Source organism: Streptomyces sp. NBC_01381 (genome assembly GCF_026340305.1).
GTDB lineage: Bacteria > Actinomycetota > Actinomycetes > Streptomycetales > Streptomycetaceae > Streptomyces.
In genome coordinates this window covers 3,162,300-3,176,592 of record NZ_JAPEPI010000001.1, presented here as the reverse complement: position 1 = coordinate 3,176,592, position 14,293 = coordinate 3,162,300, and the positions used below count along the sequence as shown (strand labels likewise).

Below are 14,293 nucleotides of genomic sequence, written 5' to 3'. Positions count from 1 at the left end.
TTTCAAGGCAGAGCTTCACAGCGCCACGGCCACCAGCACCAGCCCCAGAACCAAGATCGCCGAACCCGCCGCCACAAAGCCCCGGTCGATGCCCCTGCGCTCATGCCCGAGCAGCACGGCCTCGCGGGGATCGTCGCTGTCGTACGCGATCCGCACCCGGTCACCCGCGACCAGCGGCCGCTTCCGGCTGCGCGGCACCGGCGACACCATCTCGACGACCCGCCCGTCCCCCGTCTCGAACTGCAGCAGCGGCCGCTCGGCTCCCGGCTGCACCGCCTTGACCAGGGCCTGCGTCACCTCGCCCGAAGCGGTGATGTGCCGGGTGCGCCACAGGCCGTAGGCGCCGGCAAGCAGCGCGACCAGGCCGCCCAGAGCGGTGACCACCGCCAGTACGACCACTGACCCGCCCCTTCTAGGCTGCCTGGGCCCGCCGCGCGAGGTCCGCCCATACGGCGGCGACGCGCTCTGCGAGGCCCTCCAGGGGGCCGTCGTTGTCGATGACGACGTCGGCGATCTCCCGTCGCTTCTCGCGCGTCGCCTGGGCGGCCATCCGCGCGCGGGCGTCCTCCTCGCGCATGCCGCGCAGCCGCACCAGACGGTCAAGCTGCGTCTCGGGGCTCGCGTCGACGACGACCACGAGGTCGTACAGCGGCGCCAGGCCGTTCTCCGCGAGCAGCGGCACGTCGTGGACGACCACCGCGTCCTCGGCGGCGGACGCCTCGAGGTCGGCGGAGCGGGCGCCGACCAGGGGGTGCACGATCGAGTTCAGTACGGCCAGCTTCTGGGCGTCGGCGAAGACGATCCCGCCCAGCTTCGGGCGGTCGAGGGTGCCGTCCGGCGCGAGAATCTCCCGGCCGAAGGCTTCAACGACCGCCGCCAGACCCGGAGTTCCCGGTTCCACCACCTCGCGGGCGATCTTGTCGGCGTCGATCAGCACCGCTCCGGACGCGACGAGCAACCGCGAGACTTCACTCTTGCCGGCGCCGATACCGCCGGTCAGGCCCACCTTCAGCATGACCGGCAGCTTAAGCGGTGGCGTCAGACGTCGCCCTCCCGCTCGGCGAGAAAGCGTTCGAATTCCTGGCCGATCTCGTCGGCCGACGGGATGTCCACGGGCTCCGCGAGCATGTTGCCCCGGTCCTGGGCGCCCGCCGCCGCGTCGTACTGGTGCTCAAGCCCCTGGACCAGGGCGACCAGTTCCTCGTCGCCCTCCTGGATCTGCCGGTCGATCTCGGTCTGGGTGCGGTGCGCCTCGGTGCGCAGGCCGTGCGCGATGCCGGGAAGCACCAGGCCGGTCGCCGCGGTGATCGCCTCCAGGACCGTGAGGGCCGCGTCCGGGTACGCGGAGCGCGCGATGTAGTGCGGAACGTGCGCGGCGACACCGAGCACGTCGTGCCCCGCCTCCAGGAGTCGGTACTCGACGAGCGCCGCCGCGCTGCCCGGCACCTGCGCCTCGTCGAAGGGGCTGCGGTGCCCCGGCACCAGGTCGGTGCGGTTGCCGTGCGGGGTCAGGCCCACGGGCCGGGTGTGCGGCACGCCCATGGGGATGCCGTGGAAGTCCACCGAGAGGCGTACGCCGAGGCGCTCGACGATCTGCCCGACGGCCGCCGCGAAGCGCTCCCACTCGACGTCCGGTTCGGGCCCGGAGAGCAGCAGGAAGGGCGCGCCGGTGGCGTCCTGGAGAAGCCGCACGTCGAGCGTGGGCACCTCGTAGTCGGTCCAGCGCTCACGCTTGAAGGTGAGCAGCGGGCGCCGCGCGCGGTAGTCGACGAGCCGGTCGTGGTCGAAGCGCGCCACCACCTGGCCCGGCAGGCTGTCCACGAGACGCTCGACGATCTGGTCGCCGGTCTCGCCCGCGTCGATGTATCCGTCGAAGTGGTAGAGCATGACAAGTCCGGCCGATTCCTGGGCGAGCGCCATGTCGACCACGTCGAGGCCCTTCGGCTCCCATGCGTACAAACCCTGCGGATCAAGCACTGTGACCGCTCCTCGCCCTCTGCATCGTGACTCGTACAGCAGAACGCCCGCCGGGGCACGGGCATTCCCTCCCGCGCCCCTTCACAGCGGCTTCTTACGTCACGTACATCTGGCCGGCCGGCACGCGCGCACCTAGGCGGCCAGCACGCGCGCGTGGAGCTTGCCGATCGCCCGGCGTGCCGAGGTGAACGCGCCGTGCTGCCAGGCGTCGGTGCGGCTCAGCCAGTCACCGGCGAAGTAGACGCGCCCCGTCGGCTCGTTGAGCGGCTTGTAGCGCGGGTCGTCGGGCCCGCCGGGGGTGTCGTGCCAGGCCGCCTCCAGGTACGGCGTCTGGCGCCAGTGGTGCGAGAAGGACGAGTCGAGTTCGGTGCGGTACTTCTCTCCGTAGATCTTCACTCCCGCCGCGACGGCCCGCTTCTCGCGTTCCTTGGGGGTGAGTGCGGCGTACGTGTCGGCGTCCTTGTCGTAGTTGTAGTAGCCGGCCAGCAGACCCCGCTCTCCATGGAAGCCGTGCGATGGATGCCAGATGTGGCTCACGTCCAGGTCGGTCTCGGTGATGCCGCCATAGATCTTGTGGTCGAGCTCCCACCAGCGCGAGCGGTACTCCAGGCCGATCTTCCCCGCGGACTGCGGGGTGATCGCCTCCAGGGCCCGCTGGACGCCGGAGCCGAGGTTGTGCGGGACCTTGGCGAGGATGTTGGGCGGCAGCGCGCCGATGCAGAAGTCGGCATCGATGGACCTGGTCCTGCCGCCCTGGGTGTACGTGACGGTGACCCCGTGCCCCTTGTCGGTGATGCGGGTGACGGCCGCGCCCATACGCACCTTGTGCGCGCCGATCGCCCGAGTCAGCGCTTCGGGTATCCGGTCCATGCCGCCGACCGGCTGGAACATCAGCATCGCCTGGTCGAAGCCGAACTCGAAGGAGAAGTAGCGCCCCACTCCGCTCGCGAACACCTCGGAGGCGGAGGGGACATCACCGAGCGGCACTCCCGGGGTGCCGGTGGCGGCCGGGACCGTCCGGTAGCCGCGCCGGTCGCCGCCCTCGTACGTCATCTTGGCGCCGAGTTCACCGAAGTCCTTGAGGAACTCGGTGAGTCGGTCCTGATCGGCGGTGGTGAGCTCCTTGTCGAGCGCGCTCTTGTCGGTGGCCTTGGCGAGCAACTCGGAGACGTAGCCGTACACATCGGCCTTGGCGGTGCGGTAGCGCATCGGCGCGGACATGCCTGCCGACTCGTTGAAGATATAGGCGTCGGCGTTCGTATTCGTGAACACCTCCAGGGGTACGCCGAGTTCACGGCAGTAGTCGAGCGTGACCATCCACTGCGGGATCCGCCCGGGTCCCGCGTTCATGTACTGGCCCTCGCCGAACCTCGCGGTCTGCCGGTTGCCGTACAGATCGACGGTCGAATCGCCGCCGCGCACCGTGTAGTTGCGGCCGCCGGCGCGGTCTCTGGCCTCCAGGACCGTGCAGCGGTAGCCCGCCTTGCCGAGTTCATAGGCGCTGGCGAGACCGGCGATGCCGCCACCCACGACGACGACTTTCGCGGCCGCGCGTCCCTGCAGCGTGAAGTCGCCCGCGCTCGGCGCCCGGAAGGGCTTTTCGCGCTGTGCCGCCTGCGCGGTGGGCGCCATCCCGAGCGCGCCCATGGTGGCGAGCATCGCGCCCGCGCCGCCCGTGATGCCGACATCGCGCAGGAAGGCGCGACGGCTCGTACCGGTCCCCGGCTGGGTCTGTGCCATGGCTTCGGCTCCCCTGTCGATCTCGCTGGACGCAGGGATCCTGGCAACGGCCTGTTACAGCACGGGAGTTACTCGTGTATCCACCACATTTCTCTCCTCGCGCACTTCGCACCCACCCCCTCGCCCGCCCGCCTCAGTCCAGACCTTGACGCGGACATGCCCCACCCGTACGTTCAGAATCACGTCCAAAGTTCATGTAGAAGAACAGCCACACGAACAGAAGCCACACGAACAGAGAGGTCACCCCCACATGCGCACCCGACGCACCCTGCTCCTCTCCGCGCTCGCCGCGACGGCCGCCACCGGAGGCCTGGCCGTCGTGGCCACGGCGTCGCCCGCCCAGGGAGCCGCCGAGGTCATCGAGGTCACCACGGCCGCCGAGCTCAAGTCCGCGCTCACCGAAGCGTCCCCGGGCGACACGATCCACCTCGCCGACGGAACGTACTCCGGAAACTTCAAGACGAGCACGGCCGCGAGCTCGGGCTCCCGCATCACGCTGACCGGCTCCTCCAAGGCGGTGCTCACCGCGGGCGGCGGCTACGGCCTGCACCTGGACGGCGCCTCGCACTGGACGGTGCGGGGCATCACCGTCACCGGCGGCCAGAAGGGCATCATGATCGACTCCGCCCAGGGCGTCGTGGTCGACACGGTCACGGTCCACGGCCTCGACATGGAGGGCGTCCACTTCCGGAAGTCGAGCAGCGACGGCGTCATCAAGAACTCGCGGATCTACGACACCGGGAACGACGACAGAGGCATGGGCGAGGGCGTCTACGTAGGCAGCGCCAACACGCTCTCCGACAAGAGCGACAACGTACAGATCCTCGGCAACACGATCGGCCCGGACGTCGGCGGCGAGGCGATCGACCTCAAGGAAGGCACGACGGGCGGCAAGGTCTCCGGCAACACGTTCGACGGCAAGGGCCTGACCGGCAACAACTACGACGACTCGTGGATCGACGTGAAGGGCAACGACTACGTCATCGAGAACAACACCGGCAAGAACACCACGAACAACGGCTACGAGACCCACGCACAGCAGTCCGGCTGGGGCTGCGGCACGGTCTTCCGCGCCAACAAGTCGGACCTGACCGGCTCGACGGGCGACAAACAAATGGCGATCAACGTGACGAACTACAGCGACAACTGCAAGACGACGGTGTACGCGAGCAACACGGTGACGGGCGGCAAGGGCCTGACGAACATCAAGGTGACGCCGTAAGCAGATCCCTGACCGACGCCCTCAGGTGCGCCCCGAAGGGGCGCGGGGAACTGCGCGACAAGCCCCCACGACCCGCAGACGACACACGACCGGGGGCCCGAAGCGCGAACGCACCGCGGGCCCGCACCTCCGAAGAGGTGCGGGCCCGCGGTGTTCAGCTACTACCGCCTAGGGGCGAGCCTCAGCTCTGACCACCGGCAAGCTTCTCGCGAAGCGCGGCAAGCGCCTCGTCCGAGGCCAGCGCACCAGAGGTGTCGTCCGACTCCGAGGAGTACGAACCACCGCTGCTGCTGCCACCGGCAGCCGGCGCACCGGCGGAAGCCGGAGCGGCAGCGCCCTCGGCCTCGGCCTGGGCGTCCGCCTCGCGGGACTTGATGACCTGGGCCTGGTGCTGCTCGAAGCGCTGCTGCGCCTCGGCGTACTGGCCCTCCCAAGCCTCGCGCTGGGTCTCGAAGCCCTCGAGCCAGTCGTTGGTCTCGGGGTCGAAGCCCTCGGGGTAGATGTAGTTGCCCTGGTCGTCGTAGGACGCGGCCATGCCGTACAGGGTCGGGTCGAACTCGACGGCCGACGGGTCGGCACCGAAGGACTCGTTGGCCTGCTTGAGGCTCAGCGAGATCCGGCGACGCTCGAGGTCGATGTCGATGACCTTGACGAAGATCTCGTCGTTGACCTGGACGACCTGCTCCGGGATCTCCACGTGGCGCTCGGCCAGCTCGGAGATGTGGACCAGACCCTCGATGCCCTCGTCGACGCGCACGAACGCACCGAACGGAACGAGCTTGGTGACCTTACCGGGAACGACCTGCCCGATCTGGTGCGTGCGGGCGAACTGCTGCCACGGGTCTTCCTGCGTCGCCTTGAGCGACAGGGACACGCGCTCGCGGTCCATGTCCACGTCGAGAACCTCGACGGTGACTTCCTGGCCGACCTCGACAACCTCGGAGGGGTGGTCGATGTGCTTCCAGGAGAGCTCGGAGACGTGCACGAGACCGTCGACGCCGCCGAGGTCCACGAACGCACCGAAGTTGACGATCGAGGAAACGACGCCGGAGCGGACCTGACCCTTCTGCAGGGTCGTGAGGAAGGTCTGACGGACCTCGCTCTGGGTCTGCTCGAGCCAGGCACGGCGGGACAGGACCACGTTGTTGCGGTTCTTGTCCAGCTCGATGATCTTGGCCTCGAGCTCCTTGCCCACGTAGGGCTGGAGGTCGCGGACGCGGCGCATCTCGACGAGGGAGGCCGGAAGGAAGCCACGGAGGCCGATGTCGAGGATGAGACCACCCTTGACGACCTCGATGACGGTACCGGTGACGATGCCGTCTTCTTCCTTGATCTTCTCGATCGTGCCCCAGGCACGCTCGTACTGAGCGCGCTTCTTGGACAGGATCAGACGGCCTTCCTTGTCCTCCTTCTGGAGAACCAGGGCCTCGATCTCGTCACCAACCGCGACGACCTCGTTCGGGTCGACGTCGTGCTTGATGGAGAGCTCGCGGCTCGGGATGACGCCTTCGGTCTTGTAACCGATGTCGAGCAGGACCTCGTCCCGGTCGACCTTCACGATGACGCCGTCGACGATGTCGCCGTCGTTGAAGTACTTGATCGTCTCGTCGATCGCGGCGAGGAAGGCTTCCTCGTTACCGATGTCGTTGACCGCTACCTGCGGGGTGGTGGCGGTGGTCTCGGTGCTGCTCGTCATGTGGGTAAGGGCTCCGGTACGGACAGAGAGTCGTAGGTACTGCTAGCGCCGGAGCCGATTTCGCTCTGAAGAAGCCGGACAGCCTTGGAAGCGCCCAATCCAGGTTTCCGGAGAAACGGAAGGCGCCTCGACAACCGAGGGGTTTACAACAGACGCGAGCGCAGCCTGCTATGTCTGAGGAGCGCAGGCTCGCAGCGCAACTTGTAGCATACGGGGGCAGCCGGACAGGGTCAATGCGCGAAGGCGCACACCCGGGGCGGATCGCCGCAATCCCGGCACAAATGCTGTCGCATGAGGCCACACGGGCCGCAGCGCGCCCTGCCGCGACGCATAGGGGGGCACGTCCCGCTGCACCGAGCCGCGACAAGTCAGACGGAAGAGTACGACGATGGAGCCGATCATCCAAGAGTCCGAGCTGCCCGAGACGCCCGAACCGGAAGCCACCCGGCGTGACGCCGACGTCACGGAGAGCAGTCGCGCCAATCGCGGCTGGTGGGACAGGAACGCGGACGAGTACCAGATCGAGCACGGCACCTTCCTGGGGGACGACCGTTTCGTGTGGGGTCCCGAGGGGCTCGACGAGGTGGAGGCCGAGCTGCTCGGCCCGCCGGAAGATCTGAAGGGCAAGGACGTCCTGGAGATCGGCGCGGGCGCGGCGCAGTGCTCGCGCTGGCTCGCCGCGCAGGGCGCCCGCCCGGTCGCCCTCGACCTCTCGCACCGCCAGCTGCAGCACGCGCTGCGGATCGGCGGCGGGGTGCCGCTGGTGGAGGCGGACGCGGGGGCGCTGCCGTTCGCCGACGGCAGCTTCGACCTGGCGTGCTCCGCCTACGGAGCGCTGCCCTTCGTCGCCGATCCGGTGCGGGTCCTCAAGGACGTGCACCGGGTGCTGCGGCCCGGCGGCCGGTTCGTGTTCTCGGTGACGCACCCGATGCGCTGGGCCTTCCCCGACGAGCCGGGCCCGGAGGGTCTCTCCGTGGCGGCCTCCTATTTCGACCGCACTCCTTATGTAGAGCAGGACGAGAAGGGAAGCGCCGTCTACGTGGAGCACCACCGGACGGTCGGCGACCGGGTGCGGGACGTGGTGGCCGGCGGCTTCCGCCTGGTCGACCTGGTGGAGCCGGAGTGGCCCGCGTGGAACACCCAGGAGTGGGGCGGCTGGTCCCCGCTGCGCGGGAATCTCATCCCGGGGACGGCGATCTTCGTCTGCGTACGGGACTGACTGCCTACGTAGACACTGCCCATGTAGGCAGTGTCTACGTAGATACCGCCTAGCCGTCGGTCTCGTGGGCCCAGGTCAGCAGGGTGTAGACGCGGCCGCCCTTGCCCGTCACATGCTCCGGCTCCTCGTCGGTGAGGCGGAAGCCGAGGCGGTCGGCGACGGCGACGCTCGGGCCGTTGTCCGGTTCTATCTGCAGCAGGACGCGCGGCAGGCCGAGCGTCGTGTGGGCGTACTCCGTGAGGAGCCGGGTGGCGCGCGGGGCCAGGCCCTGTCCACGGTGGGCGGCCCCGACCGCGTAACCGATGGTGCAGCGCGTGAGGCTGAGCAGGATCTCGCCCAGGGGCCGCAGGCCGTCGGTGGTGATGGCGAGGTTGATGCGCTTGCCCTCGCTCTCGCGGATCGCCTGGAGGTAGTCGCGGGCCGCGGCCTCGTCGAAGGGCGAGACGAGCGGGGTGCGGTGGGCGACGGCCGGGTCGTCGAAGAGTTCGGCCATGATCGGCAGGTCGTCGCTCGTCCACTCGCGCAGCACGAGTCCGTCGCCGGTGATCCGCAGGGGTTCGGGCATGGGATCACCGTATCCGCGTACTTGGGAGACTGGGGGCGTGATCCGTACCGACGAACTTCAGCGCCTTCCCGTACGTGATGCCCTGCCCGCTCTGCGCGGCGCCCTCGACGACCGGGGTGTCGCCGTGCTGTGTGCGCCGCCCGGCACCGGCAAGACGACGCTGGTGCCGCTGGTGCTCGCGGGGCTCGTCGGGGACGCGCCGGTACGTCGTGTGGTGGTCGCCGAGCCCCGGCGCATCGCGGCGCGGGCGGCCGCGCGGCGGATGGCGTGGCTGCTCGGCGAGAAGGTCGGCGGGAGCGTCGGCTACACGGTGCGCGGTGAGCGCGTCGTGGGGCGGCACACGCGCGTGGAGGTCGTCACGACCGGTGTGCTGTTGCAGCGGCTGCAGCGGGACCAGGAGCTGGCCGGTGTCGACCTGGTCGTCATCGACGAGTGCCATGAGCGGCATCTGGACGCGGACACCGTGGCGGCGTTCCTGGTCGACGTGCGGGCTGCGCTGCGGCCCGAGCTGCGTCTGGTGGCGGCGTCGGCGACGACGGACGCGCAGGGGTGGGCGCGGCTGCTCGGGGACGCGCCGGTGGTCGAGGCCGAAGGGGTCTCCCATCCGGTGGATGTCGTCTGGGCGCCGCCCGCGCGGCCGGTGCGGCCGCCGCACGGGATGCGGGTGGACCCTGCGCTCCTTACGCATGTGGCGGCGACGGTACGGCGTGCGCTGGCCGAGCGGGACGGGGACGTGCTGTGTTTCCTGCCCGGGGTCGGTGAGATCGCGCGGGTGGCGGGGCAGCTGGGGGACGCGCCCGCCGAGGTTCTTCAGGTGCACGGGCGGGCGCCGGCGGCCGTGCAGGACGCGGTGCTCGCGGGCTCGGCGGGCGGTGCGCGCAGGGTCGTCCTCGCGACGTCGGTGGCCGAGTCGTCCCTGACGGTGCCGGGGGTGCGGGTCGTCGTCGACTCGGGGCTCGCGCGTGAGCCGCGGGTGGACCACGCGCGGGGGCTGAGCGCGCTGGCGACGGTACGGGCTTCGCAGGCGGCGGGCCGGCAGCGGGCGGGGCGCGCGGGGCGTGAGGCTCCTGGGGCCGTCTACCGGTGCTGGGCGGAGGCGGAAGACGGGCGTCTGCCGCGCTTTCCCTCGCCCGAGATCAAGGTGGCCGACCTGACGGCGTTCGCCCTGCAGGCGGCCTGCTGGGGCGATCCGGACGCCTCCGGGCTCGCCCTGCTCGACGCTCCGCCGGGCGGTGCGATGGCGGCGGCGCGGGGTGTTCTGACGGCGATCGGGGCGGTGGACGCGGGCACGGGGCGTGTGACGGAGCGGGGGACTCGGCTGGCCCGGGTGGGCCTGCACCCCCGGCTGGCCCGCGCCCTGCTCGACGCCGCGCCGGTCGTCGGCACTCGGCGGGCGGCGGAGGTGGTGGCCCTCCTGAGCGAGGAGCCGCCCCGTGAGTACGGGGACGACCTCGCGGCGGCGTGGCGCGGGGCCCGCCGGGGCGGGGACGGGTACGCCGCCCGCTGGCGCACCGAAACCCGGCGGCTCACCGCGGCGGCGGGGCCATCCTCGGGCGACGCCTCAGCACCCGCGCCTCCGGCGCGGGATCTTTCCCGCCCACCCACCCATAACCCTGCATCGAGCCCTCCCAGCACCGAGCAACGGGCGGGTGGGCGGGAGAAGCGCGGCGCCGGGGACGCCGGGGGCAGTGGCAGGCCGGCGGCGCGGGAGGCGCAGGGGGGATCAAGCTCAGATGCCGGGAGACGGGCGGGCGGGTGGGAGAAGGGTGGTGCCGGAGGCGATGAGCGGGCCGCCGGGCTCGTTGCCGCGCTCGCGTTTCCCGAGCGGGTGGCCCGCCGGGTGGGGGACGGGACGTATCTCATGGTCGGCGGGACCCGGGGTGAGCTCCGGGCCGGGTCCGCGTTGAGCGGGGCCGAGTGGATCTCCGTGGCCGTGGCCGATCGGCCCGTAGGTGCCGGGCACGCGCGCGTGCTGCTCGGCGGACATGTCGACGAGGACGTCGCGCGCGAGGCGGCCGCCCCCCTGTACTCCGACGCGGACGAAGTCGCCTGGGCCGGCGGCGACCTCGTCACCCGGCACGTGGAGCGCCTCGGGGCGGTCGAGTTGGCGGTGCGGCCGATGAAGAGCCCCGACCCCCGTCTCGTACGGGAAGGGATCCTGGCCGGGCTGCGGGAGGAAGGGACCGGGCTCCTGAACTGGTCGCGGGGTGCGCGGGAGCTGCGGCAGCGGCTCGACTTTCTGCATCGGCACCTCGGGGCGCCCTGGCCCGACGTATCGGAAAACGCCCTCCACGCGCGCGTGGACGAGTGGCTGGAGCCCGAGCTCTCCAAGGCGCGGCGCCGCTCCGATCTGGGCCGCATCGACGCGGGGCAGGCCCTGGGCCGGCTCCTGCCGTGGGCGACCGGTGAGGCGACCCGCCTGGACGCGCTCGCCCCGGAGCGGGTGAAGGTGCCGAGCGGGTCCAGGATCCGGATCGACTACGCCGACCCCGAACAGCCCGTCCTCGCCGTGAAGTTGCAGGAGATGTTCGGCCTCGCCGAGACGCCGCGCATCGCGGACGGCTCCGTACCCGTCGTCGTCCATCTGCTGTCCCCCGCCGGTCGCCCCGCGGCCGTCACCGCCGATCTCGCGTCCTTCTGGCGGGACGGCTACCGGGCGGTGCGGGCGGAGCTGCGCGGGCGGTATCCGAAGCATCCGTGGCCGGAGGATCCGGTGGGGGCCGAGGCCACGCGGTTCACCAAGGCGCGGCTCAGGCGTTGACGGGTTCCGGTTCGGGGGCCGCCGCGGGCTCGGGCTCGCCCGGCCTTCGGCTGCGGGCCTCCAGCCAGAGGGAGAGCGCAAGCAGGAGCAGGCCGAGGCCCAGGAAGCCCCAGGGGAGATAGGACGTCATGAGGAGGACCAGGACGCGCTGGGACTTGACCAGGTCGACGGTGTTCTGGATGTAGTCCTCGCGCATCTTCACGTGACCCGAGAACACGGTGAGCTTGTCGCGGTCGCCAAGGAGCGTGCCGCCGCGCAGTTCGTTGCGCTGGATCTCCTCGCCGTAGACGGGCGCCCCGGTGGTCGGCTCGACCCAGAACTTGCGGACCGTGGTGTACCAGCGGGTGGTGCCGGTCTTGGCGAGCGACTCCGCGGTGACGCCCTTGACCGGCATCGTCTTGGGGAAGGGGACCTTGGTCCAGGGGATGGTCTGCTCGAAGTAGTAGACGTCGACGCCGCGGAACTTCTGGGTGCCCTTGTAGTGGATGGGCCTGGTGATGCGGGCCTGCGCGTCGAAGTACTCGTAGTCCCGCTTCTCGGTCAGGAAGGGCCACTTGAACTCGATGCCCTGTCGCTTGACCGGGTCGCCGTCGACCATCTCGCCCTTGGCGTTGACCGGTTCCTGGCTGTGCGCGTCGAAGATGTAGCGCTCGGGGATCTTGGAGACCATCTTGCCGTCGGCGTCCTGGACGTAGGAGAGGGCGTCCCAGACGACCACGTCGCGGTCGGCGCTCTTCTCGACGTTCTCCGAGGCCTCCACGTTGCCCTTGAGGGTCTGCACGATGGTGACCTTGTCGATCTTCTTGGCCGTCATGGAGCCGTAGTCGATGAGGGTCGGGTTCTGCGCCTCGAGGACGGCCTCCTGGTACTGGTTCGGCGGGATCTTGGCGAGGCGCGGGAAGGCGTACCAGCGCATGAGCGGGGACATCGCCGTGAAGAAGACGGCGAAGGCGAGCAGGATCAGGCTGGCCTTGCGGCGCATCGCGGCGGCCCTCCCTACGTTATGGGTGCTTGGGGACGGTGGTGAGGAGCGGCTCCGGTGAGGTCTCGCCGGGCGGGGCTCCGATCGCCGTGATCGTCAGGACCAGGGCGAAGGCGACGGCAAGACCGGTCGCGGCGGCGATGAGAGCGCGCATGCGGATCCTCCCGAGGCGGGGACGCTGATGACACCGACACCCGGACGCACCGACCATGAACTGACAGGGCGTCAGGGCTGGGGCACCGTAGCAACGCGGCGGCGAGATGAGAACACGTTGCACACACAGGAACGCCCCTGCGCCGTGCGGGCGCAGGGGCGTTGCTCGGGAGACGTGCGGTGCGGCTAGGCCGCCGGGGCCGCCACCTTCAGTTCGACCGTGAGCGTCGCGCCGCCCGCGGTGGTGATGCGCAGGAGGTAGGTGCCCGCCGTGTCGTCCGCGTACATCTTCGGAAGCTTGAGCACACCGTCGGCGTCCGTCTTCAGGGCCTTGAGCGTGCGGACCGGCTTGCCGTCCGCGTCCTTGAAGTAGGGGCCCTTGTCGTTGGCCGTGGCGTCGGTCGCCGACTTGACCATGGTCGCGGTGGCCGCGACGCGGTCTGCGGCCGCCCCCTTGTACGTCGCCTTGACCTCCACCTGGTCGGCGAACTCCGCGCCCGGCGCGCAGGTCAGCGCCTTGTCGTCGGTCCTGACCAGGGCGTCGGCCTGGCGCGCGGTGACCGTCGCCGTGTAGTCGAGGCCGGGCAGCGAGCGGCCGACGACCGTGGCCCGCACGATGAACTCGCCGCTCTTCTCCCCGGCCTTCATCACCGGGGCGGTGGCCTTTCCGGTGGCGCTCGTGGTGACCGTGGCGCTCGTCGTGCCGCCGTCGAAGCGGGCGTCCGTGTCGCCGACGATCGCGAACTTCACCTTGGCCTTGGCCACGGCGGATCCCGAAGCGGACTCCGTACGCACCACGACGCGTCCGGCGAAGGCGTCGCCCGCCGTCGCGGAGAGCTTGCCGGTGCCGGCGTCCTCCAGGCGCGAGACCCGGTCGGTGGGCGAGGGGGTGGGGTCCGGGCTCTCGGAGCCGCCGCCGGTCGGCGGCGTGGTCGGGCCGGTGCTTCCGCCGCTGCCGGGCTCGGACGGGTTGCCCGAACCGGGCTTGTCCGTACCCGGCTTGCTGGGCTTGCTCGGCTTCGGCGAGGGCGAACCGGAGCCGCCGGGCGCCGGGCTCGGGGTGATGCTCGGCCTGCCGCCGTCGCTGCGGTCGTCCGGCAGGACGCCCGTGCCGTCGGGGATCTCGTGGGTGCCCTTGCGGTAGTACTCCAGCCACGTCAGGACGGTGGTCAGGTACTCCGTCGAGTGGTTGTAGCTCAGGATCGCCTTGTGCAGGGCGCCGCCGCCGGACTCGTCGGACAGATCGCGGTCGCTCGCGCAGAGGTAGTGGCCCGCGGCGAGCGCGGCGTCATAGATGTTGTTCGGGTTCTTCTTGCCGTCGCCGTTGCCGTCCTGCGCCCAGGTGTCCCACGTCGACGGGATGAACTGCATGGGGCCGACCGCACGGTCGTGCGTGGAGTCGCTGTCGTACGCGCCGTTGTCGGTGTCGGTGATCTTCGCGAAGCCGTTGCCGTTGAGGACCGGGCCGAGGATCGGTTTGAGCGTCGTGCCGTTGGCGTCGACGCGGCCGCCGCGGGCCTGGCCCGACTCGACCTTGCCTATCGCCGCGAGCAGCTGCCAGGGGAGGTTGCAGCCCGGCTTGGAGGCGGCGAGCGAGGACTCGGCCTTCTTGTACGCGTCCAGGACCGTGGCCGGGATGCCGCCCGCCACCGCGGCGTCCGAGTCGCCGCCGGTGGGCGCCCCGGTCGGCGGGACCGGGGTGTTCAGAGGCGGCAGGTCCGTGTAGTAGGGCGAGTTGCCGGTCGCGGAGTCCTCGGGTGGCGGCGTGGCGCCGGATGCTCCCGCCCGCTCGTCGCGCGGGACGTCCGTCACGCCCGGGGCCTGGGACGCGGCGAGTGCCGCCACCGCCGCCGCGGCCACCGCGGTGGTCACCGCTCCCCTGCGCAACCGCCTGCCGAATACCGCCGCCATGACTGTGGACCCCTCCCCTGGACGACTCTGCGTCTGCCTGCCGCCACCCGCACTCTCGCGCTCATGT

At 70.7% G+C, this 14,293-nt stretch carries 12 protein-coding genes; 3 read left to right on the top strand and 9 right to left on the bottom strand.

Going from position 1 to position 14,293, the window contains the following annotated elements:
- Positions 1-15 precede the first annotated feature (15 nt).
- The 4 genes from OG453_RS14900 to OG453_RS14885 all read right to left on the bottom strand — a co-directional run bounded on the left by OG453_RS14900 (position 16) and on the right by OG453_RS14885 (position 3,717).
- Positions 16-399 carry a DUF3592 domain-containing protein gene (locus OG453_RS14900; protein WP_266868131.1) on the bottom strand — a complete coding sequence of 128 codons (384 nt, stop codon included), beginning with the start codon at positions 397-399 and terminating at the stop codon, positions 16-18.
- 13 nt (positions 400-412) lie between these two features.
- The gene (coaE, locus tag OG453_RS14895; RefSeq protein WP_266868130.1) at positions 413-1,015 is read right to left on the bottom strand and encodes a dephospho-CoA kinase; all 603 of its coding nucleotides are present in this window, start codon (positions 1,013-1,015) and stop codon (positions 413-415) included.
- A 23-nt stretch (positions 1,016-1,038) separates the two neighbouring features.
- Complete coding sequence (locus tag OG453_RS14890) at positions 1,039-1,977, bottom strand: PAC2 family protein (protein ID WP_266868129.1); 939 nt, start codon at positions 1,975-1,977, stop codon at positions 1,039-1,041.
- A 132-nt stretch (positions 1,978-2,109) separates the two neighbouring features.
- Positions 2,110-3,717, bottom strand: coding sequence for an FAD-dependent oxidoreductase (locus tag OG453_RS14885; RefSeq protein ID WP_266868128.1), 1,608 nt, complete (start codon positions 3,715-3,717; stop codon positions 2,110-2,112).
- Between the two features lie 250 nt (positions 3,718-3,967).
- Between OG453_RS14885 and OG453_RS14880 the strand changes: the two genes are divergently transcribed.
- Positions 3,968-4,939 (top strand): right-handed parallel beta-helix repeat-containing protein, encoded by a 972-nt coding sequence (locus OG453_RS14880; RefSeq protein ID WP_266868127.1) that lies wholly within the window; start codon positions 3,968-3,970, stop codon positions 4,937-4,939.
- 181 nt (positions 4,940-5,120) lie between these two features.
- Here the strand turns inward: OG453_RS14880 and rpsA are convergent, their stop codons facing one another.
- Entirely contained in the window at positions 5,121-6,635 is a 1,515-nt protein-coding gene (gene rpsA, locus OG453_RS14875; protein WP_135336207.1) for a 30S ribosomal protein S1, read from the bottom strand.
- Between the two features lie 388 nt (positions 6,636-7,023).
- On the opposite strand from rpsA, the gene OG453_RS14870 reads away from it, so the two are divergent.
- Positions 7,024-7,854, top strand: coding sequence for a class I SAM-dependent methyltransferase (locus OG453_RS14870; protein WP_266868126.1), 831 nt, complete (start codon positions 7,024-7,026; stop codon positions 7,852-7,854).
- Between the two features lie 49 nt (positions 7,855-7,903).
- Here the strand turns inward: OG453_RS14870 and OG453_RS14865 are convergent, their stop codons facing one another.
- On the bottom strand, positions 7,904-8,419 hold the full coding sequence (locus OG453_RS14865) for a GNAT family N-acetyltransferase (protein ID WP_266868125.1): 516 nt from the start codon (positions 8,417-8,419) through the stop codon (positions 7,904-7,906).
- Positions 8,420-8,456: 37 nt separating this feature from the next.
- Between OG453_RS14865 and OG453_RS14860 the strand changes: the two genes are divergently transcribed.
- Complete coding sequence (locus OG453_RS14860; protein ID WP_266868124.1) at positions 8,457-11,180, top strand: ATP-dependent RNA helicase; 2,724 nt, start codon at positions 8,457-8,459, stop codon at positions 11,178-11,180.
- On the opposite strand, the gene OG453_RS14855 is transcribed toward OG453_RS14860, so the two are convergent.
- The 3 genes from OG453_RS14855 to OG453_RS14845 all read right to left on the bottom strand — a co-directional run bounded on the left by OG453_RS14855 (position 11,170) and on the right by OG453_RS14845 (position 14,226).
- Positions 11,170-12,162 carry a DUF3068 domain-containing protein gene (locus OG453_RS14855; RefSeq protein ID WP_266868123.1) on the bottom strand — a complete coding sequence of 331 codons (993 nt, stop codon included), beginning with the start codon at positions 12,160-12,162 and terminating at the stop codon, positions 11,170-11,172. The two genes, OG453_RS14860 and OG453_RS14855, sit on opposite strands and share 11 nt — an antisense overlap.
- A 19-nt stretch (positions 12,163-12,181) precedes the next feature.
- Positions 12,182-12,316 (bottom strand): SPW_0924 family protein, encoded by a 135-nt coding sequence (locus OG453_RS14850; RefSeq protein WP_107099098.1) that lies wholly within the window; start codon positions 12,314-12,316, stop codon positions 12,182-12,184.
- A gap of 185 nt (positions 12,317-12,501) precedes the next feature.
- Entirely contained in the window at positions 12,502-14,226 is a 1,725-nt protein-coding gene (locus OG453_RS14845) for a lytic transglycosylase domain-containing protein (RefSeq protein ID WP_266868122.1), read from the bottom strand.
- Positions 14,227-14,293 lie beyond the last annotated feature (67 nt).

What these genes read in the sequence shown, in the direction of transcription:
- OG453_RS14865 (WP_266868125.1), bottom strand. Translation starts at nt 8,419, where the DNA reads ATGCCCGAACCCCTGCGGATCACCGGCGACGGACTCGTGCTGCGCGAG.
- rpsA (WP_135336207.1), bottom strand. Translation starts at nt 6,635, where the DNA reads ATGACGAGCAGCACCGAGACCACCGCCACCACCCCGCAGGTAGCGGTC.
- OG453_RS14885 (WP_266868128.1), bottom strand. Translation starts at nt 3,717, where the DNA reads ATGGCACAGACCCAGCCGGGGACCGGTACGAGCCGTCGCGCCTTCCTG.
- coaE (WP_266868130.1), bottom strand. Translation starts at nt 1,015, where the DNA reads ATGCTGAAGGTGGGCCTGACCGGCGGTATCGGCGCCGGCAAGAGTGAA.
- OG453_RS14845 (WP_266868122.1), bottom strand. Translation starts at nt 14,226, where the DNA reads ATGGCGGCGGTATTCGGCAGGCGGTTGCGCAGGGGAGCGGTGACCACC.
- OG453_RS14880 (WP_266868127.1), top strand. Translation starts at nt 3,968, where the DNA reads ATGCGCACCCGACGCACCCTGCTCCTCTCCGCGCTCGCCGCGACGGCC.
- OG453_RS14850 (WP_107099098.1), bottom strand. Translation starts at nt 12,316, where the DNA reads ATGCGCGCTCTCATCGCCGCCGCGACCGGTCTTGCCGTCGCCTTCGCC.
- OG453_RS14870 (WP_266868126.1), top strand. Translation starts at nt 7,024, where the DNA reads ATGGAGCCGATCATCCAAGAGTCCGAGCTGCCCGAGACGCCCGAACCG.
- OG453_RS14855 (WP_266868123.1), bottom strand. Translation starts at nt 12,162, where the DNA reads ATGCGCCGCAAGGCCAGCCTGATCCTGCTCGCCTTCGCCGTCTTCTTC.